Raw genomic sequence first — 25,853 nt, 5'->3', positions numbered from 1 at the left:
CGTTTGTCGATGCGAAAGGCGGGGCCCGCCCGCGCGACGGAGGTGGGCGCGCGTGAAGCCGGCCTCAGAAGGCCGAACGGATGCTCAGCTCCAGCCCCGTGCGCGCGCTTTCATGCAGGGCGACGTTAGAGGAGGTCACCGCGCTTTCCACGGTCAACACCGGGCTGAAGCCGTAGTAATCCACGTCGCGGAAGACCACCTCGACCCCGGCCATCAGCTCTTCGTCGCGGCGGCCGTCGAAGGTATAGGGCGAGGCGTCGAAGTCGCGCGCGCGGGCCTCCAGGGTGAAGGCCGGATCGGCCCCCAGGGCGCCGTCGAGCCAGTCCATCTTGGGCGCGATCCGGGCCCCCAGGCGCAGGTCGCGGTAATCGGCGCTCATCACGTCCGAGACAGAGCGCGTGGCCACCCCGTAAAGCGACATCTGCCCGCCGGTCCAGGCGTGATCCCAGCTCAGCGACATCAGGCCCACATCCGCCTCGGGCGCGCCATCGCCGCGCCGCGCCTCCAGGGTGACTCCGCCGGTCAGCCGGTTGCGGGCGTTCAGGGTATGGCTCAGCCGGGCCTCGCCGCGCAGGAAATGGCCGTAGGGATCGCCGCCGTACCAGTTCTGCCCGGCGCGACCGGTCAGCACCAGCTCGTTGGCCTTGTCGTTGAACATGATCCGGCGGCTGAGGCCCGCGGACAGGCTGGAGGTGGCAAAGTCGCGCCCCTCGACCCCCGGCGCGGCCTCTTTCGCCTCGCCCGACAGGCGATAGCTGGCGTGGTCGAAATGCAGCAGCAGGTCGGTGGCCCGGCGGGGCGTCTCGGCCAGGCGATAGCGGCTGTCGACCCCAAAGCGCAGCTCGACCCCGCTGAGCGCCTGGGCGGCGCCCGAGAGGATGAATTCGAAGGGCAGCCCGTCGATGGTGAAACTGTCGCGCGCCGAGCCGTTGTTGACGTTGTCGGTGGGCGCGACGCTGAAGCTGAGCTGGGTGGACCAGGGGTTGCGCAGGCGCACGTATTTGAAATCGCGGATGGCGCGGGCGCGGGTGGCCCGGTCGGGGGCCTCTTCGCTGGCCCGGCGCAGCCACAGCTGGGCGCGGGTGCGATGTCCGTCACTGGCCAGGGCCTGGGCGCGGACCATGGCCGCGGCATAGCGTTCCTCGGGGGTCTCGGCCTGATCCCAGGCGCGGGCCGCGGCGGCCTGGGCCGCGTCGCCCTGGCCCAGGGCGCGTTCCGATTGCGACAGCAGCAGCAGGGCCGAGAAATCGCGGGGGTCGCGGCGCAGCAGGGCCTGGGCCAGCGCGCGCGCCATGCCCACGTCGCCGCGCGCCAGCCGCTTGGCGGCCAGGGCGCGCATCTGCACCGGGGTCAGTTCGAACAGTTCCTGCTGCGCGGCCTCTGCTGCCTCGGCCCGGATCCCGGGGGCGGGCAGGGCCAGCGCCAGGGCCAGCCCCAGGGCGGCGCCGCTGAGCAGCGCCCGCGCCTTTCGCCCGCGCCGGGACGCAGGGCGGGGCGGCAGGGCAGGGGCCGGGGCGGCGGCGATGCCGCCCGGACCGGCCTTGGCGGGACAGGGGCTTTGGGCGCGCATGACGGCCTCAGCGATAGAGGATGAAGCCGCCGGTTTCCTGCACCGTGCGCCCGTCGATCCGCGGATCGTCCGAGGTCATGACGATGACGCCCACGATCTCTTCGGCGTCGAGGTCGTTATCCGCGCCGTCCGACAGGACCGCGTAATAGGTGCCCTCTTCGTATTCCGAGGCCACGCCGTCTTCATAGGTGAAGGACGAGACCGAGCCGGTGATCTCGCCATTGGTATCTGCCACGCCCGGTTGCACCACGAAATGCAGGGTGGGCAGCTCGGTCGGCGTGCCGTCCATCGCGGCCAGGATGTCGTCGGTGATGTCGTTGCCGTCGATGTCATAGACATTGCGGTTGGTGACCTCGGCCTTCACCCCGTCGGGGGCGTTGAAATCCTCGAAATCAATGTCGATGGTCATGTCGCCATCGGTATATTCCAGCCCGCTGGTGCCGTCGAAGACGCGCAGACCGGCGTATTTGCCGCTATAGGTTGCCTGCCCCGTGGCAGGCAGGGTGACCGAGCCGTTGCGCTGATAGACGAAGCCGCCGAAGCCGTAGGGGACATAACCGCCCGAACGCACGATGGCGAATTCGGTCTGGCCGCTGGTCGAGACACCGTAGATCGCGCGGTGCAGAAGCTGGTTGATCGGCGTGCCGGTCTCGGCATCCTGGTATTCGATCGGCGCCTCATAGACCGCGTAACCGCCGACAGACCCCGCCCCGCCGGCGCCGGACAGTTCGACCCGGGTGTAGGCATTGCCACCATCGAAGGCCAGGCCGTCGACGGTGAAGGTGTCCAGGCCGCTGTCGTAGCTGATCGACGAGACATAGCCGCCGCCGTCATCGTTCTGCCCTTCGCGGCGGAAGATCGAAGCGTCGGGTGCGGGCGAGCTGGTGCCCGGCGGCAGCGTGCGGTCGCTGTCGATCGGGCTGCCATCGTCGCCGCCGTCGTCATCGCCGTCGCCGGGGGTCTGATCGACCACCTCGTCTTCATCGAAAGGGTTCGACTCATTGCCACATGCGCTGACGGTGGCGACCGCCAGCAGCAACAGGATCCAGATCCGTGCCATATCACTGCCTCTGTATAAGCTTGTCTGGCCTCTGACGGGCCGCTTTGAGGCAGAGCTTTGCCGTGGGTCGGGAAAAAGTCAATCTCCGATGGTGCTTACCGCGCCCTCTTCATGCAACTGCGGCGCAAATGCCCTACCGGATCTAGAGGTTCCGCTTGGCCGCGCCACAAGATACCCTTGGCCCCACACCGATCTAGTGGAAAGGATTCGCCCCATGCCGCTCTCTGCCGACCAGCAGGCCGAAATCGACGCCCTGCGTGCCGAGACCCATCAGACCCTGCGCGCCACCGTGCCCGGGATGGAGGCGCATCTCTACAAGGCCTATCCCGTGCTCGACCACGGGTTCGTCCGCGTCGTCGACTACATGGGCGACGATTCGGCGATCTGCCAGGCGGCGCGGGTCAGCTATGGCCGCGGCACCAAGTCGGTGCAGAACGACGAGGGGCTGATCCGCTATCTGATGCGCCACTGGCACTCGACCCCCTTCGAGATGTGCGAGCTGAAGCTGCATGTGAAACTGCCCGTCTTCGTCGCCCGCCAGTGGATCCGCCACCGCACCGCCAACGTGAACGAATACTCGGCCCGCTACTCGATCCTGGACCGAGAGTTCTACATCCCCGCCCCCGAGCATCTGGCGGCGCAATCGGTGGTCAACAACCAGGGCCGGGGCGAGGCCCTGACCGGCGACGAGGCCGCCCGGGTGCTGGAATACCTCAAGGCGGATTCGGCCCGCGCCTATGACCACTACGCCGAGATGATCTCGGACGAGGGCCAGCAGGGCCTGGCGCGCGAACTGGCGCGGATGAACCTGCCGGCGAACATCTACACCCAATGGTACTGGAAGGTGGACCTGCACAATCTGCTGCACTTCCTGCGCCTGCGCGCCGATGCCCATGCGCAATACGAGATCCGCGTCTATGCCGAGGAGATCTGCAAACTGGTCGCCGACTGGGTGCCCTATGCCTTCAAGGCCTTCGAGGATTACCGCCTGGGCGCGGTGACCCTGTCGTCGCAGATGGTCGAGTGTTTGCGCCGGATGCTGAAGGGCGAAGAGGTGACGGAAGAGAATTGCGGCATGAGCAAGCGGGAATGGCGGGAGTTTATGGGGGTGATTGAGTGAGCCGTTTGGTCCCGGAAGGAGCGGATGATTCGCGCCTTTCGGGGTTTCTTAGGGAGGTCGACGGAACAGCGGTTGTTTTGCGTCTTGAGCATGGAGGGCGCGACGAGGAGCGAAAGTTTAATTCTGCGCAAGAACTGCTATCGAAACAACAAGAGTTGGCCTCGGAAGGTAAGTCGACACGTGTGTCGGCTCAGGTTGGTGGTGATCGACGTGCCGCTGAAGAGATCGGAGAGTACTTGCTGCCCGAGCTCAGCGGCAAAATGCTGGAGAGTCTTACATTCTCAACTTATATTAATAGCGAAGCTACGTTGGCTGGCTATGACATTGTTGGCCTGCGAGCAGTCGATGCTAACTTACGTATAAAAGACTGCACTCTTCGCGATATGATGGTTGGTAGCTTAACGCTACATGCAAAAGGTACGGTTAGACTCGAAGATTGCAGGGTCGGCCGCTTAATTATATCGGGCGATGGTGAGCCGGACATTGTTCTCTACGGAGGGCGGGTTTTGGTTATTGAGGTTCAGGATGAGCCAAGTCTTCGGAGTTTAAATCTGTCGGGCGTTCAGATCTCCAAACATCCTATGAAGGCTTCCAAAGCCCCTGAAGATCTGCCCGCTTGGCTACGGTTGGATGCCGTGTCGTTTCGCCGTCTGCACAAATGGGCGCAGGACAAGGAAGACGCCAAGCTCGCGCATCAAATGCGCGGCCACCAGCTCTCGGTCGACTACTATCTCGCAGACGGTCCGGAAAAGCCGTTTCTGCGCCTTTGGTGGCTCTTCGGAAACTACGGGCTTAGCCTTTGGCGCCCGCTTCTGTGGCTTCTCTTGGCCTTCGCAGTGTTCATGGACCTGCTTCTTTGGTCCGGATCGGTTTCGGGGATCGACCCGGTCCCTGCCGCCACATCTTCCACGGCAGGTCAGCTTTCAGAGGGTTGGCGTTCGGTTCTCGTTGGCGATGAAATGGGGGCTCGTCTCGCTCGCGCAATCGTCGGAGCAACAGAGAGTATCTTCTCCCCGGTCAACGTCTTCTCGACTCGCAAGCTTGTCGTTCCCTCTGAGCCTTGGGTCGCCGTCTTCCAGTTCTTCTACAGCTACTTCTGCCTCGGCATGATCTTTCTCTTCGGCTTCTCGATTCGCCGCCGATTCAAGATCTAAGCGCGAAGGGCCGCGCCCTCCCTCGGGTGGGCGCTCGTCACCTTGGATTTACTTGGTGCCTCGCAAATCACCCGAACCGTCCCGACCTTTGCACCGTTGCAATCGCGCCCTCCCGTGGGGGAGTGAGGCGGGACCGTCGCGCCTGTGGCGCGGCGTAAGCGCGCCGAACGCGCGGCCCGGCGTGCCGCCGGGCGGGCCATTGGATCGACGGGCGCGCGCTGCTCTGCCCAGTGCGAGACAGCCCTCACCGCCAGGCCTCCCATTCCGCTGCGCGGCTCTTCGGCGCGCGCGCCGGGGGTCGGCCAGCGGCTGTGCTACGGGCGTCGGACCCGAGCCCAACAAGAGCGCCCACCTAAAGGCCCCGCCGAGACCGCGCCCCGTAGGGCGGGGTTCACCCCGCCGTCCATCGACCCGCACCTGCGCCTCACGCCCGACCGCCGCTCCGGCCCCGGCGTAGGGTGGATGCCAATCCACCGTGACCCCTTCAATACCGCCCCATCTCGCCCGCCAGCAGCTGGGTGAAGGCCGTGGGCGGCAGGGCGCCCGGCTCTGCGAAAGGGTCCGAAAAGGCGAAGATCACGAACATGATCACCCCGGTATAGCCGCCGTAAAGCGACAGCAGCGCCAGGTGCAGGGGCGTCGGCGCATAGGTGAAATAGGGCACCGCCACGCAGACCACCCCGGCCAGTGCGGCGAACCAGAAGAGGCCCGACAGCTCGCGCACCGCGTTGTTCTCGCGCTTCTGGCGCAGCTCGGCGATGGCCTGGGCCTTTGCCACCATGTGCGCGCGCAGATCCGTCTGGCGCAGGGTCATGGGGGCGAGGGTCAGCGCCGTCTCGTAGATCGCCTCGCGCAGGATCCAGCCCTCGGCGGTCAGCTTGCCCGTCTCCGACAGTTCCGCCCATTCGTGGTCCACCACATGGCGCAGATAGGCGGCCAGGGTGCCCTGGAGCTCTGCGGTTACCTCCGCCCCGGCATCATAGCGGCGGATGTCGTTGAAGATGTCGGCCACGGCCGTGGCCTCGCTGACCAGGTCGGCGCGGATCTCGGAATAGTCGATCAGCTCCTGGGCGAAGACCAGCGCCAGGATCAGCCCGTGCAAAGAGGCGACCCGAAAGATCACGGAGCCCGCCAGGTCCTTGGTTTCGGCGGTCTGGCGACCGCCCCAGATCCGGCGCGTCAGGGCATAGATGCCGAAAATCACGGCGATATTGACCAGGGCGATTGCCACGCCCAACCCGATGTCCGACAAAGTCACTTACCTTCCTCCCTGAGACCCCGGCCCGCTGCCGCAGCGTCAACAGGTTAGGCGCCCGCGTGCCGCGCTGTCCAGCGCCGGCAGGGCGCGCAAGGCCGCAAGTGATCCATTCGCCCGCCGCGTCCGTATCCTTGCCGAACACCTGCGGAGGCCCCATGCAAATCCTCACCCTCTACCTGATCACCGCGCTGGTCTTTCTCGGCCTCGACGCCGTCATGCTGAAGACCGTCATGCGCCCGCTGTTCGAGACCCGGCTGGGCGATCAGCTGCTGGAAGAGCCGCGGATGCTGGCCGCCGCGCTGTTCTACATGGCCTATGTGGGCGGGCTTCTCTACTTCGTCTCGCTGCCCGCGCTGGAGGCCGGGCGCCCCTGGCAGGCGCTGTTGAACGGGGCGCTGATCGGCGCCATGGCCTATGGCACCTTTGAGGTGACCAACTATGCCGTGCTGCGCGCCTGGTCGCCGGTGATGGTGGCGGTGGACATGACCTGGGGCACGGTGCTGACCGGGGTGTCGGCCGCCCTGGGCGTCTGGGCAACCCGGGCACTCTTTCCCGCCGCCTGAGCGACCTATTGGCGATTTGCGCGGGCGCCCGGCGCTGCTATTCTGGCCGGGATATTTGCAAAGGGACATCCGATGAAAGCCATTCTTGCCGCCGCCCTGGCCCTGGCGCCGCTGACCGCCGCCGCCCAGGGTCTTGTCGTCAACGACATCTACACCGGCCCTTCCGCCGGGATCACCTACGGGGGCTGGGCCTATGAGGACAGCCCCGCCGTGACCGCCTATCCCTCGGGCGCCAACTATTGCCCGGCGGGCCTGCAACCGGTGCAACTGGGCGGCGAGGTGTCCTGCGGCACGCCCAATGCGGGCGGCGACTGGCACGGGCCGGCCTATCAGGGCTGGTCCGGCATGGTCGATTACGGTTCGAAATCGCCCTACTAAGCGGCTGCCATGCCTTCAAACGCGGGTCTGTCGTGACCCTGCCGGGCGTCCCCTTGGGGCGCCCGTTTTGCTGTCTGCCCCCGCGATAGGGATTTTGTGACCCCGGGACTGTCATCATTCTGTTACATTGGAATGAGGAGGACCCGTGATGCGCTTGCCCGCCCGCCACACCTGTCTGGCGCCGATCCTGGCGCTGCTCTCGGGCCCGGCCCTGGCCGCCGGACCGATTTCCGAGGTGGTCTGCGATCAGACCCCGCGGCTGGAGGCGCGGCTGGCCGGGCAGATGAACCAACGGCGTCAGGCCATGGGCCTGCGCGATCCGGAACAGATGATGGAGGTGTGGCTGGCGCCCAGTGGCGACTGGTCGCTGGTGGTGGCCTATGCCACGGGACGGTCCTGCATCGTCGCCATGGGCGAGGCCTGGCAGGGCGGATTGGCGCCGCGCGGGGACAGCTCACGCGATCCAACGTGAACCCCATAATTTCAGACGGAAAAAAGGGGATCCACGAAAGGTATCGCAGGTCCCGGTCAAGCCGGGACGGACCGGGAAATTCCGGTCAGAGCAGCTTCAGATCGCCCGCCATCTGGCGACCGTCGCGGCCCTCGGTCAACTCGTAGCCGACCTTCTGATTGTCGGCCAGCCCGGTCAGACCGGACCGTTCGACTGCTGAAATATGCACGAAGACATCCTTCCCGCCTTCTTCGGGTTCGATGAAGCCGTAGCCTTTCGTGGTATTGAACCATTTCACGGTGCCTACAGGCATTCCGTCTCTCCTCTTGCCGTTCCACCCCGAGATACGGGGGTCTTTCATCACGGCACCCAAGGCCCGCCAAATGGGGACTTTGCCTGCCAAGCGACATGGTCAGGATTGCATTCACTATGTAAAAAGCAAGCAAAACCGGGGCTGCATTCGGATTCAGTCCCATTTTTGGCATTTTTGACGAAAGGGACAGCGATGCAGCTTTACGGGCTGAAGACCTGCGACACCTGCCGCAAGGCGGCAAAGGCCCTGCCGGGGGCGGAACTGGTGGATGTGCGTAATACCCCGGTGCCCGAGGCGCTGATGGCGCGGGCCTGGGAGCAGTTCGGCGAGGCGCTGGTGAACCGCCGCTCGACCACCTGGCGGGGTCTGGACGAGGCCACGCGGGCCCGTCCGCCGCTGGAATTGCTGGCGGAAAACCCGGCGCTGATGAAGCGGCCCCTTATCCTGTCGGGCAAGGATCTCTATCTGGGATGGACCCCCGAGGTGCGCGCCGCCCTCGGCGCGGCCTGAGAAGGAGGGACGCTCTTGCGCAACGCGGCATTGATTTTGGGCCTGATCGGCGGGCTGATCGGCCTGCTCGTGGGCTTTGTCGGCTATGGCTATACCGAGGCGATCGAGGCCTACGGCGAGGTCGAGGGCCTGTTCGAACAGGTGACCAACGTGCAGGCGGTGCGCCTGGCGGGTCTCTTGTCGCCGATCCTGGCCATTGCGGGCGCCGGCATGGCGAAGGTGCGCGCGCTTTGGGGTGGCATCCTTCTGCTGGCCAGCGCCCTGGGGTTCTACCTGGGCTTCGGGGTGACGGTCTTCACCATCTTCCCGATCGCCTTCATCGGGATTGCGGCGCTGCTGGCATTGGCGGCTGGGAAACCGGACGAGCCGCAGGCGCATTTCTGAACAGGATCTGATCGACGGACAGCGCGCCCGCCCCCTTCACCACCAGCACCAGCAGGGTGAAGGCCCAGAAGGCGCGCTGATCCAGGATCAGCCCGTCGGGATGGCGGTCGAACCAGGCGCCCAGGGTCTCGGGGTGCGCGATCCCGCCGTGGCCGTAGAGGTCGGTCAGGCTTTGCACGGCGATAAAGCCCAGCATCCCCAGGGCCGCGAGGCGGGTCAGCAGGCCCAGCACCACCAGCAGCGGCAGCACGAACTCGGCCCAGGTGCCCGCGGTGACCACGGCCCAGTGCCACAGCCCCAGGGCCGAGACGTCATAGCCCGCGGCCTCCAGCGTTCGGGGAAAGATCTGCGCATAGGCGCCAAGCGCGGGTTTGAAGAGGCCCAGCAGGCCGTCGCCCAGCTTGGTCAGGCCCGAGGCCCAGAAATAGGGCAGCAGCACGGCGGCAAAGGTGAAGCGCGCCAGCAGCGGCAGAAGCGGGTCAAGGCGGGTGAGGGGGGCGGTGGGATCTTGCATCAGGACAACTCCAGATCGGTCAGGGCGCCGCTTTGCAGCAGCAGGCCCAGGATGGCGGGCAGGTCGGGGGCGGGGGGTTCGGCACTGGCGGCGCTGGCCGCCTCTTCGGCGGTCTGGCCGCGCGCCAGCCCCTGCACGAAGGCCGCGCCGCCGGGGGGCAGCAGATAGACCTTCGGGTCGTAGCCGGGGCGCGAGATCAGCAGGTCTTCGGCCCGGGCCTGGGGCGGCGGGCCGTCCTCATGGGCCAGCTGCCAGATCTGGTACAGCGGCCAGGGCGAACGGATCAGCCGCAGTGCGGGCGCCAGGTGCAGCCGCGCCCCCGCCAGCGCCTCGGGCGGCAGGGCCGACAGGCGGGCGGGATCCAGCGGCGTGGCATCGGCGGCGTGATAGGCGGCGCGCAGCGCCAGATCCAGCCGCGCCACATCGGGCAGATAGCCCAGATGGGCCAGGGGCGGGAAATCATCCAGGAAATCGGGCATCGCCGCGCCATAGCGGAACATCATCGGCGAGGCCGGGGGATGGGCACGCAGGAAAGGCGCGGCGACGGCGCGCAGGGCCTCTTCGCCCATCAGGGCGCGCAGGGTGGGGAAGCCCTCTAGCACCGCCTCGGTCAGGCCGACGGCCACATTGTTGCGGTAGACGGCAAAGCGCCGCCCCGCCGGGCCGCCATGGCCATCCGCCAGCCCCTCGGGCACCGGCGCGTCGGGGTGCAGCATGGCATGGCGAAAGGCGGCCTGGGTGACCGGGGCAGGGGCCGGGGCGGGATCGGTCCGGGCGCGGCTCATGCGGGGATCCTCTCCAGCGCGGCGGCGGCGCGCCCGGCCTCGGCGGCCAGCACCGGCCAGTCGGGCACATCGGTGTCCCATTCGATCAGCACCGGCGCCGAGCCCAGGCGGGCCAGGGTGTGATCCAGCAGCGCCCAGACCGGATCGGCCACCTCGCGCCCGTGGCTGTCGATCAGCAGCGGGCGGCCCGCGTCGTCGGCGTCCTCGTCATGGCCGCCCAGATGGATCTCGCCCACCTTCTCCAGCGGGAAATCCTCGACATAGGCGCGCGGATCCAGGCCCAGGTTCACCGCCGAGACGAAGACGTTGTTCACATCCAAGAGCAGGCCACAGCCGGTGCGGCGGCTGACCTCGCGCAGGAAATCGGTCTCGCTCATCTCGCTTTCGGCGAAGGCTAGGTAGGACGAGGGGTTTTCCAGCAGCATGGGGCGGCCCAGCACCTCTTGCACCTGGTCGATATGATCCGCCACCCGGGCCAGGGTGGCCGCCGTATAGGGCAGGGGCAGCAGGTCGTTGAAAAAGGACGTGTCATGGGTCGACCAGGCCAGATGTTCCGAGAAGCTGGCCGGTTGCACCCGGTCGCAAAGCGCGCGCAGCCGCTCCAGGTGGGCGGGGTCCAGCGGGCCTTCGCCGCCGATCGACAGGCCCACCCCGTGGACCGAGATCGGGAACCGCTCGGCCAGGTGGCGCAGCATGGCCAGCGGGCGCCCGCCCGCGCCCATGTAGTTCTCGGCGTGGATCTCCAGCCAGCCGACGGGGCCGGGGGTGTCCAGGATCTGGGCGTAATGCTGCGGCTTGAAACCGACCCCGGGCAGGGGCGGCAGGGCGGCGCGGGTCTGGTCGAACATCGGTGTCGTCCTTCGGGCTGGGGCCGCTTGCGAAACCCCGTGGGGTCGCGAAAGAGGCCCGGCAGGGCAAGAGAGAGGGGGGAGGCGCGCCCGGCCCCGGGCCGGGCGCGCCCCGGGGGGACGCCTTACATCGGCAGGTCGCGCTCCAGCTCTTCCAGCGAGCCCATGCGCGCGGTGCCATCGGCCATGGCGGGCAGTTCGATCATCGCGCATTTGCCCGCGTCGACCAGGGTCCAGGCGTTGCCCTGATAGTCGACCTTCGAGGTGCCCGCGCAGGTGGTGCCGGGGCCTGCGGCGCAGTCGTTCTCACCGGCCAGCGACACGCCGAAGCACTTCTCCTTGGCCATCTCGTCGGCGGTGGCGGTGGTGGCATGGGCGGCCAGGGCGGTTGCGAAGGCGCCAGCGATGGCAGCGGTCTTGAGAATGGTGGACATGGGGTATCTCCCTAAGGTTTCCGATCGGCTGCCGTCGTGGCGTCCGTGCCCTGCCATTCGCGGCCCATGCCCCGGTCGTTACATCTGTCACGAACGAGTGATGGGGATCGGAAAAATTTTCGCCCCGCTGTAACGTCCGCCTGTCCGTCCGCGAATGGAGAGGCGAATGACAGACCGGAACCAGCTTTGGGGCGACCTGCTCCGTCGGGGAAACCGTGGCGATGCCGCGGCCTATGGGCGATTCCTGACAGAAGCGGCTCCGGTGCTGCGCAATATCGCCCGCGCCCGACTGCCCGGCGGCAATGCCGAAGAGATCGAGGATGTGGTGCAGGAGGCGCTGATGGCGGTCCATGCCAAGCGCCACACCTGGCGCGAAAGCGATCCGGTGACGCCCTGGCTTTATGCCATTGCGCGCTACAAATGCTCCGATGCGGCGCGGCGCCGTCTGGGGCGGGCGGCGAAAGGGGCCGAAGTGCCGATCGAGGATCTGGCCGAGATCCTGCCGGATGAGGCCGCGGGGGCCGAGATCACCGCCGCCCGGGATCTGGAACGGCTTCTCGACCGGATCGAGCCCCGCGCCGCCGCCATCGTGCGCGCGGTCGGGCTGGAGGGTGATAGCGCCGCCGATGTGGGCGCCCGTCTCGGGATGAGCGAGGGGGCGGTCCGGGTGGCCTATCACAGGGCAATGCAACGTCTGCGGCAGATCGCGGATGAGGATGCGGCGGCGTCGCAGGGCCCGAGGATGACACGACCCGGTGGGGAGACCGGGACTTTGAGGAGGCCGACAGAGGCAGCAGACGGATAAAAGGATGAACACGGACGACCTGATTGCAAACCTGGTGCAGGACCCCGCACCAGCGCCCTCGGCGCGTGTCGAGGCGCGGCTTCTGCCCTACCTCGGGGCGGGGCTGATCGTCACCGCCCTGGGCTTTGCCCTGGCTCTGGGGCCGCGCCCGGATCTGGCGGCGGCGCTGGCGCAGCCGATGGTGGCGGCCAAGACGGTGCTGCCGCTGTTGTTGGCCGCGCTGACCCTGCCGCTGGCGCTGCGCGCCGCGCGCCCCGGGGCGGCCCCGGGCTGGCCCGCGCGGGCGCTTTGGGCGCTGCCGCTGGCGGTGCTGGCGCTGCTGGTTCTGGCCCTGGCGACAACGGCCCCCGGCGACTGGCTGCGCCTTTTCATCGGCCATTCAATCCCGGTCTGCCTGCCCGCGATCACCCTGCTGTCGCTGCCGCCCCTGGCCGGGCTGATCGCGGCGCTGAAGCGTGGCGCGCCGGTGCGGCCCGGCCTTGCAGGCGCCCTGGCAGGGCTGGCCGCTGCCGGGCTGGCGACGGCGCTTTATTCGACCTTCTGCATCGAGGACAGCCCGCTGTTCTATGGCATCTGGTATTCGGCGGGCATCGGCATTGCCACCGGGCTGGGCGCCCTGGCCGGGCGGCGCTGGCTGCGCTGGTAGGCCGGGCCACGAAAGCTCTGCACCACATGAAAAAGGCGCCCCAAGGGGCGCCTTTCTGCTTTGCGGATCAACACAGGCCTCAGCGCAGGTCGGGGGGCGTGGCTTCGCCCGCCAGCTGGGCCACGATCTCGTCCAGGGTCTGGGTCTTGGTCTGTTTCTCGCCCAGGCGCCGGGTCGACACCGTGCGGTCCTCGACCTCTTTCATGCCGCAGGCCAGGATATAGGGCACCTTGCCCAGGGAATGTTCGCGGACCTTGTAGTTGATCTTTTCGTTGCGCAGATCCGCCTCGGCGCGCACGCCGCGCGCGATCAGCGCCGCGACCACCTCTTGCACGTAGTCGTCGGCATCCGACACGATCGAGGCCACGACCACCTGACGCGGCGCCAGCCAGATGGGCAGCTTGCCCGCGTGTTCCTCGATCAGGATCCCGATGAAGCGCTCGAAGCTGCCCAGGGTGGCCCGGTGCAGCATCACCGGGCGGTGCTTGTCGCCGTCCTGGCCAATATAGGTCGCGTCCAGCCGCTCGGGCAGGTTCGGGTCCACCTGAAGGGTGCCGCACTGCCAGTTCCGGCCGATGGCATCGGTCAGGGTGAATTCCAGCTTCGGCCCATAGAAGGCGCCTTCGCCCTCCAGGATCTCGAAGTCATAGCCCGCCGCCTTGCAGGCATCGCCCAGGGCCTTTTCCACGACGTCCCAGCTTTCATCGCTGCCGATCCGCTTCTCGGGGCGGGTCGACAGTTTGATCGTCCAGTCGTGGAAACCCAGGTCGGCATAGACCTTGGACAGGAAGGCGATGAAGCGCGCGGTTTCGCTTTCGATCTGGTCCTCGGTGCAGAAGATATGCCCGTCATCCTGGGTAAAGCCGCGCACCCGCATGATCCCGTGCAGCGCGCCCGAGGGTTCATAGCGCGCGCAGGAGCCGAACTCGGCCATGCGCAGCGGCAGGTCGCGATAGGATTTCAGCCCGTGATTGAACACCTGCACATGGCAGGGACAGTTCATCGGCTTCAGCGCGTTCACGGTCTTTTCGCGGGCGTGCTCTTCGTCCACTTCGACGATGAACATATTGTCCTGATAGTTGGCCCAGTGACCCGAGGCCTCCCACAGCTTGCGGTTCACCACCTGCGGCGTGTTCACCTCGACATAGCCGCCCCGGCGCTGCTGGCGGCGCATGTAGTCCTGAAGCTCGGTGTAGATGGTCCAGCCGTTCGGGTGCCAGAAGACCTGGCCCGGGGCCTCTTCCTGCATGTGGAACAGTTCCATCTCGCGGCCCAGGCGCCGGTGGTCGCGCTTGGCGGCCTCTTCCAGCATGGTCAGATGGGCCTTCAGCTTTTCCTTGCCGGTGAAGGCCACGCCGTAGATCCGTTGCAGCATGGCGCGATTGCTGTCACCGCGCCAGTAGGCGCCCGCGACCGACATCAGCTTGAAGGCATCGGCGGGCACCTGGCCGGTGTGTTGCAGGTGCGGACCCCGGCACAGGTCCTGCCAGTCGCCGTGCCAGTACATGCGCAGGGGCTCATCGCCCGGGATGTTTTCGATCAGCTCGACCTTATAGGGCTCGCCGCGATCCTCGTAATACTTGATCGCCACGTCGCGGTCCCAGACCTCGGTGCGGACCGGGTCGCGAAGGTTGATGATTTCCTTCATCTTCTTCTCGATCTCGCCCAGATCCTCGGGCGTGAAGGGCTCGGCGCGGTCGAAGTCGTAGTACCAGCCGTCCTTGATCACCGGGCCGATGGTGACCTTCACATCCGGCCACAGCTCTTGCACGGCGCGGGCCATGATATGGGCCAGGTCGTGGCGTACCAGTTCGTTGGCCTGCACCTCGTCCTTCATGGTGTGGATGGCGATGGTGGCATCGCTGGTGATCGGCCATTGCAGATCCCAGTGCTGGCCGTTGACGGTGGCGGAAATGGCCTTCTTGGCCAGCGAGTTGGAAATGCCTGCGGCCACGTCGGCGGCGGTCACGCCAGCGTCGTAGTTGCGCGAATTGCCATCGGGAAAGGTGAGGGAGATCTGGGACATGCACGTCCTCCTCGTCGGTTTGGCGCCCACGGAACGCCCGGTTGCGGGTTATGTGTGCGCACCTTGTGGCGCGGGGCGGGGACGGGGTCAAGGGTGGTCTGGCCCGCGCCGCGTGGCGGCTGGTGCGCGTTGGCAACGCTGGGGGCTATGTGCAGAGGGCAGCGCCGCCCATGGGGCGGGTCGGCGCTGCCCGGCGTGCCGCCGGGCGGAACCTATGATCAATAGGCATTGCGAAAGATCAGCCCGCTTGTCGTCGCCCAGCAATCAAAGGCGACCGCACCGGATCCCCACGAAACCAAACCGCCCGCCCGGCGTTGTCCAAAAGCCTAGCAGACGGAAAGGACCAGCCATGGCGGACCCGGCACAGCACAGCCTCTTCGGACAGATCGCCGGAGGAGAGGCGCCGCCGGACGCCCGCGAGGCCCGTAACGGCCTGCGAGAGATCGCCGCCCTGTCGATGACCAAGATCAGCGACGGCCTGATCAACCCCAAGCTGGTGCTCAGCTGGCTGCTGAACGCCCTCGGCGCCCCGGCCTATTTCGTCTCGGCCCTGGTGCCGATCCGCGAGGCCGGGGCCTTGCTGCCGCAGATCCTGCTGGCGGGCTGGCTGCGGACGCTGGAACACCGCAAATGGATGTGGGCCGCAGGCGCCGCGCTTCAGGGGGTGGCGGCGCTGGCCATCGCCCTGTCGGCGCTTTGGTTGCAGGGCCGGGCGGCAGGCCTGGCCATCTGCGGCGCCCTGGCGGTGCTGGCCCTGGCCCGCGCCGCCTGTTCGGTCAGCTACAAAGAGGTGCAGGGCAAGACCATCGCCAAGACCCGGCGCGGCGCGATCACCGGCACCGCCGGATCGGCGGCCGCGCTGGTGGTGGTGGTCTTCGCCGCCCTGCTGATGACCGGCCTGTTGCAATCGCAAGGGGCGGTGGTCGCCGCCGTGGCCCTGGCAGGCCTGCTGTGGCTGGGGGCGGCGGCGCTTTTCTCGACCCTGCGCGAACCGGCCAGCGACCCCGAAGACCACCCCAGCCGCCCGGAGTTCCTGTCGCTGCTGCGCGAGGACGCGGCGCTGCGCCACTTCGTGCTGGTGCGCGGGTTGCTAGTCTCTACTTCCCTGGCACCCCCCTATATCGTGCTGATGTCCCAGGGCCGCGGCGAGGGGGTGCTGGGCCAGTTGGGCGCGCTCTTGCTGGCCAGCGCGGCGGCCTCTTTCCTGTCGTCCTATGTCTGGGGGCGGCTGTCGGACCGATCCTCGCGGCGGGTGCTGGCGGCCTCGGGCGCGGCAGGGGCGCTGGCCATGGTGCTGATGCTGGTTCTGGCGGCGGCGGGGCTGGCCGGGGCGGTCTGGGCCGGGCCCTTGGTCCTGTTCCTGCTGATGATCGCCTATCACGGGGTGCGCCAGGCGCGGTCCACCTACCTTGTCGACATGGCGCCCGAGGACGGGCGGGGCCGCTATGCCGCCGTGGCCAATACGCTGATCGGCTCGATCCTGCTGCTGACCGGCCTCTTCGGTGGCGCCCTGTCGGTGCTTTCGCCCGGCTGGGCCCTGGCGGGCTTTGCCCTGATGGCGGCGGCAGGCGGCGCCCTGGCGCTGCGCCTGCCCGAGGTCGAAGCGGGCTGAGTTGCACCCCGTCCCGGCCCGTGCCAATCATGGGCAAAGTCACTTCTGGGGACGGGACATCCGCATGACAGACGCCAGCTTTATCGACACTCCGCAGGGCCGCCGGCTGGCCTATCACAAGACCGACGGCGCGGGCGACGGCCGCCCCGGCGTGATCTTCCTGGGCGGGTTCAAATCCGACATGGGCGGCACCAAGGCGGTCTTCCTGGAAGAGTGGTGCCTGGCGCGCGGCCTTTCGTTCCTGCGCTTCGACTACTCGGGCCACGGCGAAAGCTCGGAACCCTTCACCGACGGCTGCATCGGCGACTGGGCCGAGGATGCCGAGGTGGCGATCACCGAGCTGACCTCGGGGCCGCAGATCCTGGTGGGCTCGTCCATGGGCGGCTGGATCTCGCTACTGATGACCAAGCGGTTGCACGACCGGGTGGCCGGTCTGGTGACCATCGCCGCCGCCCCCGATTTCACCGAAGACAGCATGTGGGCAGGGTTCACCCAGGCGCAGCGCCTGGCGCTGGACATGGTGCAGCATGTGGAACTGCCCTCGGAATACGGCGATCCCTACATCATCACCAAGCGCCTGATCGAGGATGGCCGCGATCACCTGATGCTGCGCGACCCGGTGCCGCTGCCCTTCCCGGTGCGTTTCCTGCACGGTACGGCGGATGTGGACGTGGAGCTGTCCGTCGCCCTGCGCCTGATGGAGAAATCGGTGGGCGAGGATATCCAGCTGAAGCTGGTGAAGGGCGCCGACCACCGCTTCTCGACCCCCGACTGCCTGGACCTGATCGGCCAGGCGATCGAAGAGGTGATGGCGCGGCTCTGACGCGCCCCGAAACAGACCTGGCGGCGGCGCCTAGCGCGCCTTCGCCGGGATCAGCTGTTGCGCCATGCCGGCGAAGAGCAGGTAGGCGCTGATCACCACCAGGGCCACTTCGGCCCAGTCGGGCAGGTGGAAATTGGTCAGCGTGGCATAAAGCGCCAGCAGCACCCAGAGCGCGGCCAGGGGCAGCGACAGGGCGCGCCAGCGTTCGGTGCGCACCGGGTGGATGAACTTCAGCGGCAGGAACATCGCCGGGGTCAGCGCCAGGATCACCGCGGCCATGATCGTCCAATGCGGCTCGACCGCGAAGAAGACCAGCACCACCATGTTCCAGCAGCCGGGGAAGCCGGAAAAGCTGTTGTCCTCGGTCTTCATCCGCGTATCGGCGAAATAGACCGAGCTGGCGAAGGCGATCAGCAGCACCCCGAACCAGCCGGTCCAGCCGGGCAGCAGGCCGGATTGATACAGGGCAAAGGCCGGGATGAAGACATAGGTCAGGAAGTCGATGATCAGATCCAGCAGCACGCCGTCGATCTCGGCCGCATGGGTCTTGACGTGATAGCGCCGCGCCAGGGGTCCGTCGATCCCGTCCACGGCGAAGGCGACCACCAGCCAGAGATACATCATCTCCCAGTTGCTGTTGGCGGCGGCGATGATCGCCAGCATCGAAAAGATCGCCCCGGTGGCGGTCAGCAGGTGAACGAAGAGGGCGCGCAGGCGGATCGAAGTCATCCGGGACCTTAGTCACAGAACGGATACAGGGGCAAGCGGGCTTCGCGGGTGGTGGCGGCCCCGGGCCGGGGGCGGGGCAACCCGGCGCTCAGCTGCGGGGATGGGCCTTGCGGTAGACCTCCAGCAGGCGGGCGCTGTCGACCGCCGTATAGGCCTGGGTGGTGGACAGGCTGGCATGGCCCAAAAGCTCCTGGATGGTGCGCAGATCGCCACCCGCGTTCAGCAGATGGGTGGCAAAGCTGTGGCGCATGGCATGGGGCGTGGCGCTGGCGGGCAGGCCCATCTGGGCGCGCACCTGGGCCATGGTCTTGCGCAGCTGCGCCGCCGCCAGGGCGCCACCGCGGATGCCGCGAAAGACCGGGCGCTCGGGCTCCATCGGCCAGGGGCACAGCGCGACATAGCGCGCCACCGCGTCGCGGGCCGGGGCGATGACCGGCACCAGCCGCTCCTTGCCGCCCTTGCCGGTGATGCGCAGCGTGTCGCCCAGGGGCAGATCCGCGCCGCAAAGCCCAAGCGCCTCTGAGATCCGCAGCCCGCAGCCATACAGCAGGGTCACCACCGCCGTGTCGCGCGCCGCGACCCAGTCGCGCGGATCCTGTTCGCCGATCTGGTCGATCATCTGCGCCGCATCCGGCACCGACAGCGGGCGCGGCAGCTTGCGCTGATAGCGGGGCGAGCGGGCGGCCAGCACGGCGGTCGGCTCGAAGCCCTCACGCTCTGCCAGCCAGCGATAGAAGGTCTTCACCGCCGACAGCTTGCGCGCCAGGCTGCGCGCGCCGGTGCCGCCCGCGCGCATCGCGGCCATCCAGGCGCGCATGTCCGACAGGGTGATGCCCGCCAGGGCGTCCAGCCCCTGGGGGGCGCCCTTGTGGGTGGTCAGAAAGGCCAGGAACTCGGCCACGTCGCCGCGATAGGCGGTGATCGTGTTCTCGGCCCGGCCCGCGACGGCGGCCTGCAACTCCAGCCAGCGGCTCAGCGCGTCGCGCGCCGCCGGAGAGATCAGCAGGCTGCCCTCGTCGCGGCTCATGACAGCCAGCGACGCATCGTCCGCTCGAAGACCCCGGCGAAGAAGCCCAGCAGGTCGGTGCCCTGCTGCGGGGTGAACTGATGCGGATCCTCGGACCCCATCAACAGCATTCCCGGCAGGCGGCCCGGGCCGAAGTCCAGCCGCAGGCAGGCCTCGGAGAAGGTGTAATCGGCCTTCTCGCCGTAAAGCTCGTCCGGCCCGGCCTCGATCTGGCGCAGGATCACCTGGCGCGCGGGCGAGCTGCGGTGCCCGTCCATATAGGCGGCGATGAAGCCCGGATCGACGACGCGCAACACGTCGCCCAGGCGGCGCACGGCGGGGTCGCTTTCGTCCTGGGTGGTTTCCAGCACCAGATGCATGGAATCGACGCCCAGGATATCGGCCACCTCGCCGCCCAGGTCGCGCAGGAAGGTCTCGAATTCCTCGGCATCCATCATCGCCAGGATGGCGCGGTGGATCTGGTTGGTGCCCGCCAGGTTTTCGTAGGCCGCCGCGATGACCGACCGGTGGGTGTCTTCCAGCCGGTCCAGCCGGTCTTCCAGCCGTTCCATGGCGATGCCGCGCAGATCGACGATATTGCCGCCCATGGTCTTGTCGTTGGCGGCGATCAGCGCCTTCATCATGTCGCTGTCGTCAAGGATGAAATCCGGGCGCGACAGAACGCGCTCACGCAGTTTTCGGTCCAGCTCGGGTTTGCCGGGGGTGCTCGTCATGCCTGGTGCCTCTGGTCTTCTTTTGCCGCTCAACCTAGCAGACCAGCCGGGGGATTTCGCGCCCTTTTTGCCCCGCGAAGGCGAAGTTTCGCCGCTCTGGCAGGGACATTGGTCGCAGGTCTCGCAAAGGGAAAGCGCCCCCGCTTGTCAGCGGAGGCGCCTCGGCATGAACTCGGGCTGCCGCAGGGGCAGGGGCGCCGCGGTGGCGCCCCGCGGGCGGGGTCAGAGAATCTTGATGCCCGCGTCGGCGATGTCCTTCAGGAAGGCATCCAGGCCCTTGTCGGTCAGCGGGTGGCTGGCCAGCGACTTGATCACGGCGGGCGGCGCGGTGATCACGTCGGCGCCGATGCGGGCGCTGTCCAGAACGTGGTTCACCGTGCGGATCGAGGCGGCCAGGATCTCGGTCTCGAACCCGTAGTTGTCGTAGATGGTGCGGATGTCCTCGATCAGCTCCATCCCGTCCAGGTTGATGTCATCCAGACGGCCGATGAAGGGGCTGATGAAGGTGGCGCCGGCCTTGGCGGCCAGCAGCGCCTGGTTCGCGGAGAAGCACAGGGTGACGTTGACCATGGTGCCTTCGTCCGACAGCACCTTGCAGGCCTTCAGACCGTCCCAGGTCAGCGGCACCTTGACGGCGATGTTGTCGGCGATCTTGGCCAGCTTGCGGCCCTCGGCGATCATCTGCTCGGCTTCGGTGGCGACCACCTCGGCAGAGACGGGACCGGCGACCAGGTCGCAGATCTCCTTGGTCACTTCCAGGATGTCACGGCCGGATTTCTTGATCAGCGACGGGTTGGTGGTCACGCCGTCCACCATCCCGAGGTCGTTCAGCTCGGCAATGGCGGGCACGTCTGCGGTATCGACGAAAAACTTCATGGTCGGGCTCCCCCGGGTTGCATTGTCTCGCCCCGCGTTTAGCCGATAGACTGGGCTGCCGAAACCCTGAACACGCGCGGACGCTTTCTTTGGCCGATCCCGACCCTTCCTTTCCCGGCTCTCTTTTCGACGAGACCCCCGCCTATCACTACGCCCCCGCCGATTACGCGGAGGGCGAGCTGGTCAGCGTGCTGACCACCCAGCCGCTGGATCGCCCGCTGGATTACAAGGCGCCCGCCGGGGGCGTGGCGGATGGTGCCTTCGTGCTGGTGCCCCTGGGCCCGCGTCTGGTGATGGGCGTGGTCTGGGGCCGGGGCCGGGGCGGTTTCGACCTGAAGAAGGCGCGCAGCGTCAATGCCGTGCTGCCCGTGCCGCCGATGCGCGAGGAAATGCGCGACTTTCTGGAAAAGGCCGGGGCCTATACGCTGACGTCCCTGCCTGCCATGCTGCGCCTGGCCACCCGGGCGCCGGGCCTCACCGATCCGCCCTCGATGCGCAAGGTCTACCGCCTGGGCCGGGACGCGCCCGACCGGATGACCGATGCCCGCGCCCGCGTCCTGGCGGTGCTGGAAGAGTTCGGTGGCCTGGCCTTCACCCTGAAGGAGTTGTCCGAGGCGGCGGGCGTCACCTCTTCGGTGATCAAGGGCCTGGTGAAACAGGGCGCCGTCAGCGAAGAGAACACGCCCCGCGATCTGCCCTATCCCACGCTCGACCCCAGCCTGCCCAGCAAGGCCCTGACCGAGGCGCAGCAGGCCGCCGCCGAGACCCTGCGCAGCGGCATCCGCGCCGGGCGCTATGGCACCACCCTGCTGCGCGGCATCACCGGCTCGGGCAAGACCGAGGTTTATCTGGAGGCCGTGGCCGCCGCCCTGGCCCAGGGCCGTCAGGCGCTGGTGCTTCTGCCCGAGATCGCCCTGTCGGCGGAATTCCTGACCCGGGTCGAACAGCGCTTCGGCGCCAAACCGGCGGAATGGCATTCGGGCGTGACCATGACCGAACGCCGCCGCACCTGGAAGATGGTGGCCGAGGGGGGCGCGCAACTGGTGGTCGGCGCGCGCTCGGCCCTTTTCCTGCCCTTCCGCGATCTGGGGCTGATCGTGGTGGATGAGGAACACGACAGTTCCTACAAGCAGGAGGATGGCGTCCTTTACAACGCCCGCGACATGGCGGTGCTGCGCGCCTCGATCGCGGGGGCCCAGGTGGTGCTGGCCTCGGCCACGCCCAGCCTGGAAAGCTGGGTCAACGCCCAGGCGGGCAAGTATACCCGCGTCGACCTGAAATCGCGCTTCGGCGCCGCCGTCCTGCCCGAGATGTCGGCCATCGACATGCGCGCCGAAGAGGTGCCCTCGGGGCGCTGGATCTCGCCCAGCCTGCAACAGGCGGTGAACAGCCGGGTCGCGGCCGGGGAACAGGCGCTGCTGTTCCTCAACCGGCGCGGCTATGCGCCGGTGACGCTCTGCCGGGCCTGCGGCCACCAGATCGAATGCCCGCAATGCGACGCCCGCATGGTCGAGCACCGCTTCCTGAAGCGGCTGATGTGCCACCAGTGCGGCGAACAGATGCCGATCCCCGAAACCTGCCCGAAATGCGAGGCCGAGGGCACCCTGGCCGCCGTCGGCCCCGGGGTGGAACGGCTGACCGAAGAGGCCACGGCGCTGTTCCCCGAGGCGCGCATCGCCACGCTGTCGTCCGACCTCTTCGCCTCGGCCCGGGCGCTGAAACAGGCGGTGGCGACCATTGCCGAGGGGGGCGCGGATATCATCGTGGGCACGCAGCTGGTGGCCAAGGGGCACAACTTCCCCGCCCTGACCCTGGTGGGCGTGATCGACAGTGACCTGGGCCTGCACGGGTCGGACATGCGCGCCGCCGAGAAAACCTTTCAGCTGATGCGCCAGGTGGCGGGGCGGGCCGGGCGCGCCGACAAGCCCGGCCAGGCCTTGATGCAGACCTATCAGCCCGATCACCCGGTGATCCGCGCCATCCTGTCGGGGGACGAGGAAGAGTTCTGGAACGCCGAGGCCGAAAGCCGCCACCAGGCCGGGATGCCGCCCTTTGGGCGCATGGCGGGGATCATCCTGTCGGCGGAACAGGCCGACATCGCCATGGCCGCCGGGATGGACCTGGCCCGCCATGACGGGCCGATCCGCGCGGCAGGCGCCGTGGTCTATGGACCCGCGCCCGCGCCCATTGCCCGGGTGCGCGGCTGGCACCGGGTGCGGATGCTGGTCAAGGCGCCCAAGGGCGTGGCCCTGCAACGGGCGGTGTCGGACTGGGTCGCGGGGGTGCGCCTGCCGAAAAACCTGCGCCTGGCGATCGACATCGACCCGCAAAGCTTCTTCTGAGGCAGGGGGCAGGGCAGGGGCCACGCGCCCCCGGGCCCCCGCCCGCAGGCCGCGCGGCGCAGCCGACACAGGCCCCGCGCGGACGCCGCGCCGAAATTGTGCGTTCTTGCGAAATCATTTTTCTATCCAAAACATGCGGATCGCATTAATTGGGCTGCATGACCAAGACCCTCCCCCTTGCCGATGCGGCCACTCAACCCTTCTGGCGGCGCCCCGTGGCGCTGCTGTTTCTCATGGCCGCGGCCATGCCGATCTCTTTCGCTACCTGGTCTGCGCTGCTGAACAACTTCGTCATCGAAGCGGCGCAGTTCGACGGTTCGGACATCGGCTGGCTGCACACGGTGCGGGAAATCCCGGGCTTCCTGTCGATCGGGGTGATCCTGGTGATCATCCTGGTGCGCGAACAGACCCTGGCGCTGACCTCGCTGATCCTGCTGGGCATCTCGACCGCGCTGACCGCCTATTTCCCCTCGCTGGGCGGAATCCTGATGATCACCTTCTTCAGCTCGGTCGGCTTTCACTATTACGAGGCGGTCAACCAGTCGCTGCAACTGCAATGGCTGAGCCGCGAAGAGGCGCCCCGGGTGCTGGGGAAACTGCTGGCCGTGGGCTCTGCCGCCACGCTGCTAAGCTATGGTCTGATCGTGCTGCTCTGGGACCGGCTGGGGCTGACCTACAATATCGTCTTCCTGATGGCGGGGGGCACCACCGTGGCCCTGGCCCTCTTTGCCCGCTTCGCCTATCCGCAGTTCGAGGCCCCCAACCCGCAGCGCAAGACCTTCGTGCTGCGCCGCCGCTACTGGCTGTACTACGCGATGCAGTTCATGGCGGGCGCCCGGCGGCAGATCTTCGTGGTCTTCGCGGGCTTCATGATGGTCGAACGCTTCGGCTTCGACGTGCATGAGGTGACCTCGCTGTTCCTGATCACCCTGCTGTCGAACATGATCATCGCCCCCCTGCTGGGCCGCGCCGTGGGCTATTACGGCGAGCGTCGGGTGCTGCTGATCGAATATGCCGGGCTGGTGATCATCTTCTCTCTGTATGGCGGGATCTACTATTTCGGCTGGGGGATCGTCCTGGCCTCGGCGCTTTACGTGATCGACAACCTGTTCTTCTCTTTGGCCCTGGCGCTGAAGACCTATTTCCAGAAGATCGCCGATCCGGGCGACATCGCCCCCACGGCGGCGGTGGCCTTTACCATCAACCATATCGCGGCGGTCTTCCTGCCTGCCTCGCTGGGCTATCTGTGGCTCTTTTCTCCGGCGTCGGTCTTCGTGCTGGCGGCGGGGCTGGCAGCCTGTTCCTTCGGCCTGGCCCTACTGATCCCGCGCCACCCCGAACCGGGGTTCGAGACCGTCTTCGCGGGTCGCCGCCGCGCCGCCGCGGCCGAGTGAGCGCGCTTGACGTGGGCCCCTGCGGCGCTTAGGCCGCAGGGCAACCCAAGACGCGAGGACGCAATGGCCACCTGGACCGCCCTGACCACCCTGGAAACCAAGCACGACGCCGAGGCCCTCGGCGCCGCGATGGAAGGGCTGATGCCAGAACCGACCGGGGTTGGCGTCTTCGAAATGGAAGACGGCTCTGGCCTGTGGGAAGTGGGCGGCTATTTCGAGGACAAGCCCGATATCGCCGGGCTGGAGCTGCTGGCCACGCTGCACAATGCCAAGCCCTTCGCGGTGTCCGAACTGCCCGAAACCGACTGGGTCGCCCATGTGAAACGCGAACTGGCCCCGGTCGAGGCGGGGCGGTTCTTCGTCTACGGCAGCCATGACGCCGACAAGGTGCCCGCCGATCCGGCCAAGGTGCCGTTGCTGATCGAGGCGGCCATGGCCTTCGGCACCGGCCACCACGGCACCACCATGGGCTGCCTCAAGGCGCTGGACCGGCTGGACACCGAGGGCTTCTCGACCGATCGCACCGCCGATATCGGCTGCGGCACCGCCGTGCTGGCCATGGCGGCGGCCAAGATCTGGCCGGGCACGCCGGTGGCCTCCGACATTGACCCGGTCGCGGTCGAGGTGGCAGAGGCCAACCTGAAGGCCAACGGCATGGCGGGCGCCGTCACCTGCTGCGAGGCGGCGGGCTTCGACAACCCGATCCTGGGCGAAAAGGCCCCCTATGGCCTGGTCTTCGCCAATATCCTGATGGGCCCGCTGGTGGCCCTGGCCCCCGACATCGCGGCCCATCTGGAACCGGGCGGCTACGCCATCCTGTCGGGCCTCTTGAACGAACAGGCCCCTGCCGTGCAAGAGGCCTACGAGGCCGCCGGTTTCACCCTGCATTACGCCGAACAGATCCGCGAGTGGACCACGCTGACCCTGCGCCGCGTCTGATCGGGGCAGGGCCAGGGGGGGGGCGCCCGGCGCCCCTCCGCCACCGGCGGGCGCGGCGCCCGTTCGCGGCCCGTTTTGGCCCAATTCAGGCCTAATTTCGCGTTTACCTCCTTCGACATGGGCTGAGGGGCCTGAGAGTCGAGGGACGAGATGACCCAATCGCTAAGAGATTTCGACGACCGCGTGCGGCGGATCGAAAAGAATGCCCGGCGCGCCGGAGGAATGCGGTTCGAAGTGGATCAATACGGCACGACGCGCCGCCGCACGGTGCGCCGCTTCGGCCTCTGGCGGCTGGTCCGCGGGGTCGTGGTGATGGTGCTGGCGCTTTACCTCTTCAAGGTGATCGCCTTTGCCTTCCTCGGCGAGGCAGGCTTTACCCACCGGGCCGAGGCGCTGGCCAAGGGCGCCCCCTGGGAACAGGCCGTGGGTCGCCTGATGCAGGTCGATCCGCTGACCGAAGAGCTGGGCAATCTGCTGCGCCCCTATATCAAGCATCTCTGACCCGGCCCGCTGCGCCCTTCGCGCCCGCAGCCCGTCCGGCCAAGGAAAAAGCCGCCCCGGTTTCCCGGCGCGGCTTCT

At 67.6% G+C, this 25,853-nt stretch carries 28 protein-coding genes; 15 read left to right on the top strand and 13 right to left on the bottom strand.

The annotated features are described in order from the left end of the window. Positions 1-64 precede the first annotated feature (64 nt). Positions 65-1,570, bottom strand: coding sequence for a surface lipoprotein assembly modifier (locus ACRARE_RS01420; protein WP_432654621.1), 1,506 nt, complete (start codon positions 1,568-1,570; stop codon positions 65-67). Between the two features lie 7 nt (positions 1,571-1,577). Further along, positions 1,578-2,630, bottom strand: coding sequence for a hypothetical protein (locus ACRARE_RS01415; RefSeq protein ID WP_432654620.1), 1,053 nt, complete (start codon positions 2,628-2,630; stop codon positions 1,578-1,580). Between the two features lie 214 nt (positions 2,631-2,844). Here ACRARE_RS01415 and thyX point away from each other — a divergent pair, with 214 nt between their 5' ends. Both thyX and ACRARE_RS01405 read left to right on the top strand, forming a co-directional pair. Further along, on the top strand, positions 2,845-3,750 hold the full coding sequence (thyX, locus tag ACRARE_RS01410) for an FAD-dependent thymidylate synthase (RefSeq protein ID WP_432654619.1): 906 nt from the start codon (positions 2,845-2,847) through the stop codon (positions 3,748-3,750). Further along, positions 3,747-4,904, top strand: a complete 1,158-nt coding sequence (locus ACRARE_RS01405; RefSeq protein WP_432654618.1) for a hypothetical protein — start codon at positions 3,747-3,749, stop codon at positions 4,902-4,904. The genes thyX and ACRARE_RS01405 overlap by 4 nt, the downstream gene beginning before the upstream one ends. A gap of 484 nt (positions 4,905-5,388) precedes the next feature. Here ACRARE_RS01405 and ACRARE_RS01400 read toward each other — a convergent pair whose 3' ends face one another. After that, positions 5,389-6,162, bottom strand: a complete 774-nt coding sequence (locus ACRARE_RS01400; protein ID WP_432654617.1) for a bestrophin-like domain — start codon at positions 6,160-6,162, stop codon at positions 5,389-5,391. Positions 6,163-6,317: 155 nt separating this feature from the next. On the opposite strand from ACRARE_RS01400, the gene ACRARE_RS01395 reads away from it, so the two are divergent. The 3 genes from ACRARE_RS01395 to ACRARE_RS01385 all read left to right on the top strand — a co-directional run bounded on the left by ACRARE_RS01395 (position 6,318) and on the right by ACRARE_RS01385 (position 7,575). After that, entirely contained in the window at positions 6,318-6,725 is a 408-nt protein-coding gene (locus ACRARE_RS01395; protein ID WP_432654616.1) for a DUF2177 family protein, read from the top strand. Between the two features lie 72 nt (positions 6,726-6,797). Next, positions 6,798-7,103, top strand: a complete 306-nt coding sequence (locus ACRARE_RS01390) for a hypothetical protein (RefSeq protein WP_432654615.1) — start codon at positions 6,798-6,800, stop codon at positions 7,101-7,103. A gap of 148 nt (positions 7,104-7,251) precedes the next feature. Continuing rightward, positions 7,252-7,575, top strand: coding sequence for a hypothetical protein (locus ACRARE_RS01385; protein ID WP_432654614.1), 324 nt, complete (start codon positions 7,252-7,254; stop codon positions 7,573-7,575). Between the two features lie 85 nt (positions 7,576-7,660). Here ACRARE_RS01385 and ACRARE_RS01380 read toward each other — a convergent pair whose 3' ends face one another. Then, positions 7,661-7,867, bottom strand: coding sequence for a cold-shock protein (locus ACRARE_RS01380; RefSeq protein WP_085887538.1), 207 nt, complete (start codon positions 7,865-7,867; stop codon positions 7,661-7,663). Between the two features lie 192 nt (positions 7,868-8,059). On the opposite strand from ACRARE_RS01380, the gene ACRARE_RS01375 reads away from it, so the two are divergent. Together ACRARE_RS01375 and ACRARE_RS01370 are read left to right on the top strand one after the other, a co-directional pair. After that, positions 8,060-8,377, top strand: a complete 318-nt coding sequence (locus ACRARE_RS01375; RefSeq protein ID WP_432654613.1) for an arsenate reductase family protein — start codon at positions 8,060-8,062, stop codon at positions 8,375-8,377. A gap of 15 nt (positions 8,378-8,392) precedes the next feature. After that, a complete protein-coding gene (locus ACRARE_RS01370) occupies positions 8,393-8,761 on the top strand; it encodes a hypothetical protein (protein ID WP_432654612.1) in 369 nt (122 codons plus the stop codon). On the opposite strand, the gene ACRARE_RS01365 is transcribed toward ACRARE_RS01370, so the two are convergent. The 4 genes from ACRARE_RS01365 to ACRARE_RS01350 all read right to left on the bottom strand — a co-directional run bounded on the left by ACRARE_RS01365 (position 8,694) and on the right by ACRARE_RS01350 (position 11,342). Beyond that, positions 8,694-9,275, bottom strand: a complete 582-nt coding sequence (locus ACRARE_RS01365) for a DoxX family membrane protein (protein WP_432654611.1) — start codon at positions 9,273-9,275, stop codon at positions 8,694-8,696. The two genes, ACRARE_RS01370 and ACRARE_RS01365, sit on opposite strands and share 68 nt — an antisense overlap. After that, positions 9,275-10,060 carry an HvfC/BufC family peptide modification chaperone gene (locus ACRARE_RS01360; protein ID WP_432654610.1) on the bottom strand — a complete coding sequence of 262 codons (786 nt, stop codon included), beginning with the start codon at positions 10,058-10,060 and terminating at the stop codon, positions 9,275-9,277. Before ACRARE_RS01360 ends, ACRARE_RS01365 begins: the two co-directional genes overlap by 1 nt. Then, on the bottom strand, positions 10,057-10,908 hold the full coding sequence (gene bufB / locus ACRARE_RS01355) for an MNIO family bufferin maturase (RefSeq protein WP_432654609.1): 852 nt from the start codon (positions 10,906-10,908) through the stop codon (positions 10,057-10,059). The genes ACRARE_RS01360 and bufB overlap by 4 nt, the downstream gene beginning before the upstream one ends. A gap of 125 nt (positions 10,909-11,033) precedes the next feature. Continuing rightward, entirely contained in the window at positions 11,034-11,342 is a 309-nt protein-coding gene (locus ACRARE_RS01350) for a BufA1 family periplasmic bufferin-type metallophore (protein ID WP_432654608.1), read from the bottom strand. Positions 11,343-11,508: 166 nt separating this feature from the next. Between ACRARE_RS01350 and ACRARE_RS01345 the strand changes: the two genes are divergently transcribed. Together ACRARE_RS01345 and ACRARE_RS01340 are read left to right on the top strand one after the other, a co-directional pair. Then, a complete protein-coding gene (locus ACRARE_RS01345; RefSeq protein WP_432654607.1) occupies positions 11,509-12,147 on the top strand; it encodes a sigma-70 family RNA polymerase sigma factor in 639 nt (212 codons plus the stop codon). 4 nt (positions 12,148-12,151) lie between these two features. After that, positions 12,152-12,793, top strand: a complete 642-nt coding sequence (locus tag ACRARE_RS01340) for an NrsF family protein (protein ID WP_432654606.1) — start codon at positions 12,152-12,154, stop codon at positions 12,791-12,793. A gap of 79 nt (positions 12,794-12,872) precedes the next feature. Here ACRARE_RS01340 and thrS read toward each other — a convergent pair whose 3' ends face one another. Continuing rightward, positions 12,873-14,819, bottom strand: coding sequence for a threonine--tRNA ligase (gene thrS / locus ACRARE_RS01335; RefSeq protein ID WP_432654605.1), 1,947 nt, complete (start codon positions 14,817-14,819; stop codon positions 12,873-12,875). 349 nt (positions 14,820-15,168) lie between these two features. Between thrS and ACRARE_RS01330 the strand changes: the two genes are divergently transcribed. Next, on the top strand, positions 15,169-16,431 hold the full coding sequence (locus ACRARE_RS01330; RefSeq protein WP_432654604.1) for an MFS transporter: 1,263 nt from the start codon (positions 15,169-15,171) through the stop codon (positions 16,429-16,431). A 64-nt stretch (positions 16,432-16,495) separates the two neighbouring features. After that, the gene (locus ACRARE_RS01325) at positions 16,496-17,254 is read left to right on the top strand and encodes an alpha/beta hydrolase (protein WP_432654603.1); all 759 of its coding nucleotides are present in this window, start codon (positions 16,496-16,498) and stop codon (positions 17,252-17,254) included. Between the two features lie 30 nt (positions 17,255-17,284). On the opposite strand, the gene ACRARE_RS01320 is transcribed toward ACRARE_RS01325, so the two are convergent. The 4 genes from ACRARE_RS01320 to fsa all read right to left on the bottom strand — a co-directional run bounded on the left by ACRARE_RS01320 (position 17,285) and on the right by fsa (position 20,599). After that, entirely contained in the window at positions 17,285-17,983 is a 699-nt protein-coding gene (locus tag ACRARE_RS01320; protein ID WP_432654602.1) for a CDP-alcohol phosphatidyltransferase family protein, read from the bottom strand. Positions 17,984-18,071: 88 nt separating this feature from the next. Continuing rightward, entirely contained in the window at positions 18,072-19,010 is a 939-nt protein-coding gene (locus tag ACRARE_RS01315) for a tyrosine recombinase XerC (RefSeq protein WP_432654601.1), read from the bottom strand. After that, the gene (locus ACRARE_RS01310) at positions 19,007-19,723 is read right to left on the bottom strand and encodes a DUF484 family protein (protein WP_432654600.1); all 717 of its coding nucleotides are present in this window, start codon (positions 19,721-19,723) and stop codon (positions 19,007-19,009) included. Before ACRARE_RS01310 ends, ACRARE_RS01315 begins: the two co-directional genes overlap by 4 nt. A gap of 222 nt (positions 19,724-19,945) precedes the next feature. Further along, positions 19,946-20,599 carry a fructose-6-phosphate aldolase gene (fsa, locus tag ACRARE_RS01305; RefSeq protein WP_432654599.1) on the bottom strand — a complete coding sequence of 218 codons (654 nt, stop codon included), beginning with the start codon at positions 20,597-20,599 and terminating at the stop codon, positions 19,946-19,948. Between the two features lie 179 nt (positions 20,600-20,778). Here fsa and ACRARE_RS01300 point away from each other — a divergent pair, with 179 nt between their 5' ends. From ACRARE_RS01300 to ACRARE_RS01285, 4 genes are all read left to right on the top strand, one after another. Continuing rightward, complete coding sequence (locus tag ACRARE_RS01300) at positions 20,779-22,941, top strand: primosomal protein N' (RefSeq protein ID WP_480429646.1); 2,163 nt, start codon at positions 20,779-20,781, stop codon at positions 22,939-22,941. Between the two features lie 158 nt (positions 22,942-23,099). Further along, positions 23,100-24,335 carry an MFS transporter gene (locus ACRARE_RS01295; protein ID WP_432654598.1) on the top strand — a complete coding sequence of 412 codons (1,236 nt, stop codon included), beginning with the start codon at positions 23,100-23,102 and terminating at the stop codon, positions 24,333-24,335. A 63-nt stretch (positions 24,336-24,398) separates the two neighbouring features. Then, complete coding sequence (locus tag ACRARE_RS01290) at positions 24,399-25,274, top strand: 50S ribosomal protein L11 methyltransferase (protein WP_432654597.1); 876 nt, start codon at positions 24,399-24,401, stop codon at positions 25,272-25,274. Between the two features lie 150 nt (positions 25,275-25,424). After that, on the top strand, positions 25,425-25,775 hold the full coding sequence (locus ACRARE_RS01285) for a hypothetical protein (RefSeq protein WP_432654596.1): 351 nt from the start codon (positions 25,425-25,427) through the stop codon (positions 25,773-25,775). Positions 25,776-25,853: the final 78 nt, after the last annotated feature.

This window comes from Pseudooceanicola aquaeponti, assembly GCF_050897975.1.
In the GTDB taxonomy this organism is placed as follows: Bacteria; Pseudomonadota; Alphaproteobacteria; order Rhodobacterales; family Rhodobacteraceae; genus Pseudooceanicola.
This window is presented reverse-complemented; position numbering and strand designations above follow the sequence as displayed.

Bases quoted from the DNA above. Each gene is read 5' to 3' on its own strand.
- ACRARE_RS01320 (WP_432654602.1), bottom strand. From the start codon at position 17,983: ATGACTTCGATCCGCCTGCGCGCCCTCTTCGTTCACCTGCTGACCGCC.
- ACRARE_RS01325 (WP_432654603.1), top strand. From the start codon at position 16,496: ATGACAGACGCCAGCTTTATCGACACTCCGCAGGGCCGCCGGCTGGCC.
- ACRARE_RS01385 (WP_432654614.1), top strand. From the start codon at position 7,252: ATGCGCTTGCCCGCCCGCCACACCTGTCTGGCGCCGATCCTGGCGCTG.
- thrS (WP_432654605.1), bottom strand. From the start codon at position 14,819: ATGTCCCAGATCTCCCTCACCTTTCCCGATGGCAATTCGCGCAACTAC.
- ACRARE_RS01285 (WP_432654596.1), top strand. From the start codon at position 25,425: ATGACCCAATCGCTAAGAGATTTCGACGACCGCGTGCGGCGGATCGAA.
- ACRARE_RS01420 (WP_432654621.1), bottom strand. From the start codon at position 1,570: ATGCGCGCCCAAAGCCCCTGTCCCGCCAAGGCCGGTCCGGGCGGCATC.
- ACRARE_RS01375 (WP_432654613.1), top strand. From the start codon at position 8,060: ATGCAGCTTTACGGGCTGAAGACCTGCGACACCTGCCGCAAGGCGGCA.
- ACRARE_RS01295 (WP_432654598.1), top strand. From the start codon at position 23,100: ATGACCAAGACCCTCCCCCTTGCCGATGCGGCCACTCAACCCTTCTGG.
- thyX (WP_432654619.1), top strand. From the start codon at position 2,845: ATGCCGCTCTCTGCCGACCAGCAGGCCGAAATCGACGCCCTGCGTGCC.
- ACRARE_RS01290 (WP_432654597.1), top strand. From the start codon at position 24,399: ATGGCCACCTGGACCGCCCTGACCACCCTGGAAACCAAGCACGACGCC.
- ACRARE_RS01345 (WP_432654607.1), top strand. From the start codon at position 11,509: ATGACAGACCGGAACCAGCTTTGGGGCGACCTGCTCCGTCGGGGAAAC.
- ACRARE_RS01310 (WP_432654600.1), bottom strand. From the start codon at position 19,723: ATGACGAGCACCCCCGGCAAACCCGAGCTGGACCGAAAACTGCGTGAG.
- ACRARE_RS01330 (WP_432654604.1), top strand. From the start codon at position 15,169: ATGGCGGACCCGGCACAGCACAGCCTCTTCGGACAGATCGCCGGAGGA.
- ACRARE_RS01380 (WP_085887538.1), bottom strand. From the start codon at position 7,867: ATGCCTGTAGGCACCGTGAAATGGTTCAATACCACGAAAGGCTACGGC.
- ACRARE_RS01340 (WP_432654606.1), top strand. From the start codon at position 12,152: ATGAACACGGACGACCTGATTGCAAACCTGGTGCAGGACCCCGCACCA.
- ACRARE_RS01350 (WP_432654608.1), bottom strand. From the start codon at position 11,342: ATGTCCACCATTCTCAAGACCGCTGCCATCGCTGGCGCCTTCGCAACC.
- ACRARE_RS01415 (WP_432654620.1), bottom strand. From the start codon at position 2,630: ATGGCACGGATCTGGATCCTGTTGCTGCTGGCGGTCGCCACCGTCAGC.
- ACRARE_RS01365 (WP_432654611.1), bottom strand. From the start codon at position 9,275: ATGCAAGATCCCACCGCCCCCCTCACCCGCCTTGACCCGCTTCTGCCG.
- ACRARE_RS01315 (WP_432654601.1), bottom strand. From the start codon at position 19,010: ATGAGCCGCGACGAGGGCAGCCTGCTGATCTCTCCGGCGGCGCGCGAC.
- ACRARE_RS01395 (WP_432654616.1), top strand. From the start codon at position 6,318: ATGCAAATCCTCACCCTCTACCTGATCACCGCGCTGGTCTTTCTCGGC.
- ACRARE_RS01390 (WP_432654615.1), top strand. From the start codon at position 6,798: ATGAAAGCCATTCTTGCCGCCGCCCTGGCCCTGGCGCCGCTGACCGCC.
- ACRARE_RS01360 (WP_432654610.1), bottom strand. From the start codon at position 10,060: ATGAGCCGCGCCCGGACCGATCCCGCCCCGGCCCCTGCCCCGGTCACC.
- bufB (WP_432654609.1), bottom strand. From the start codon at position 10,908: ATGTTCGACCAGACCCGCGCCGCCCTGCCGCCCCTGCCCGGGGTCGGT.
- fsa (WP_432654599.1), bottom strand. From the start codon at position 20,599: ATGAAGTTTTTCGTCGATACCGCAGACGTGCCCGCCATTGCCGAGCTG.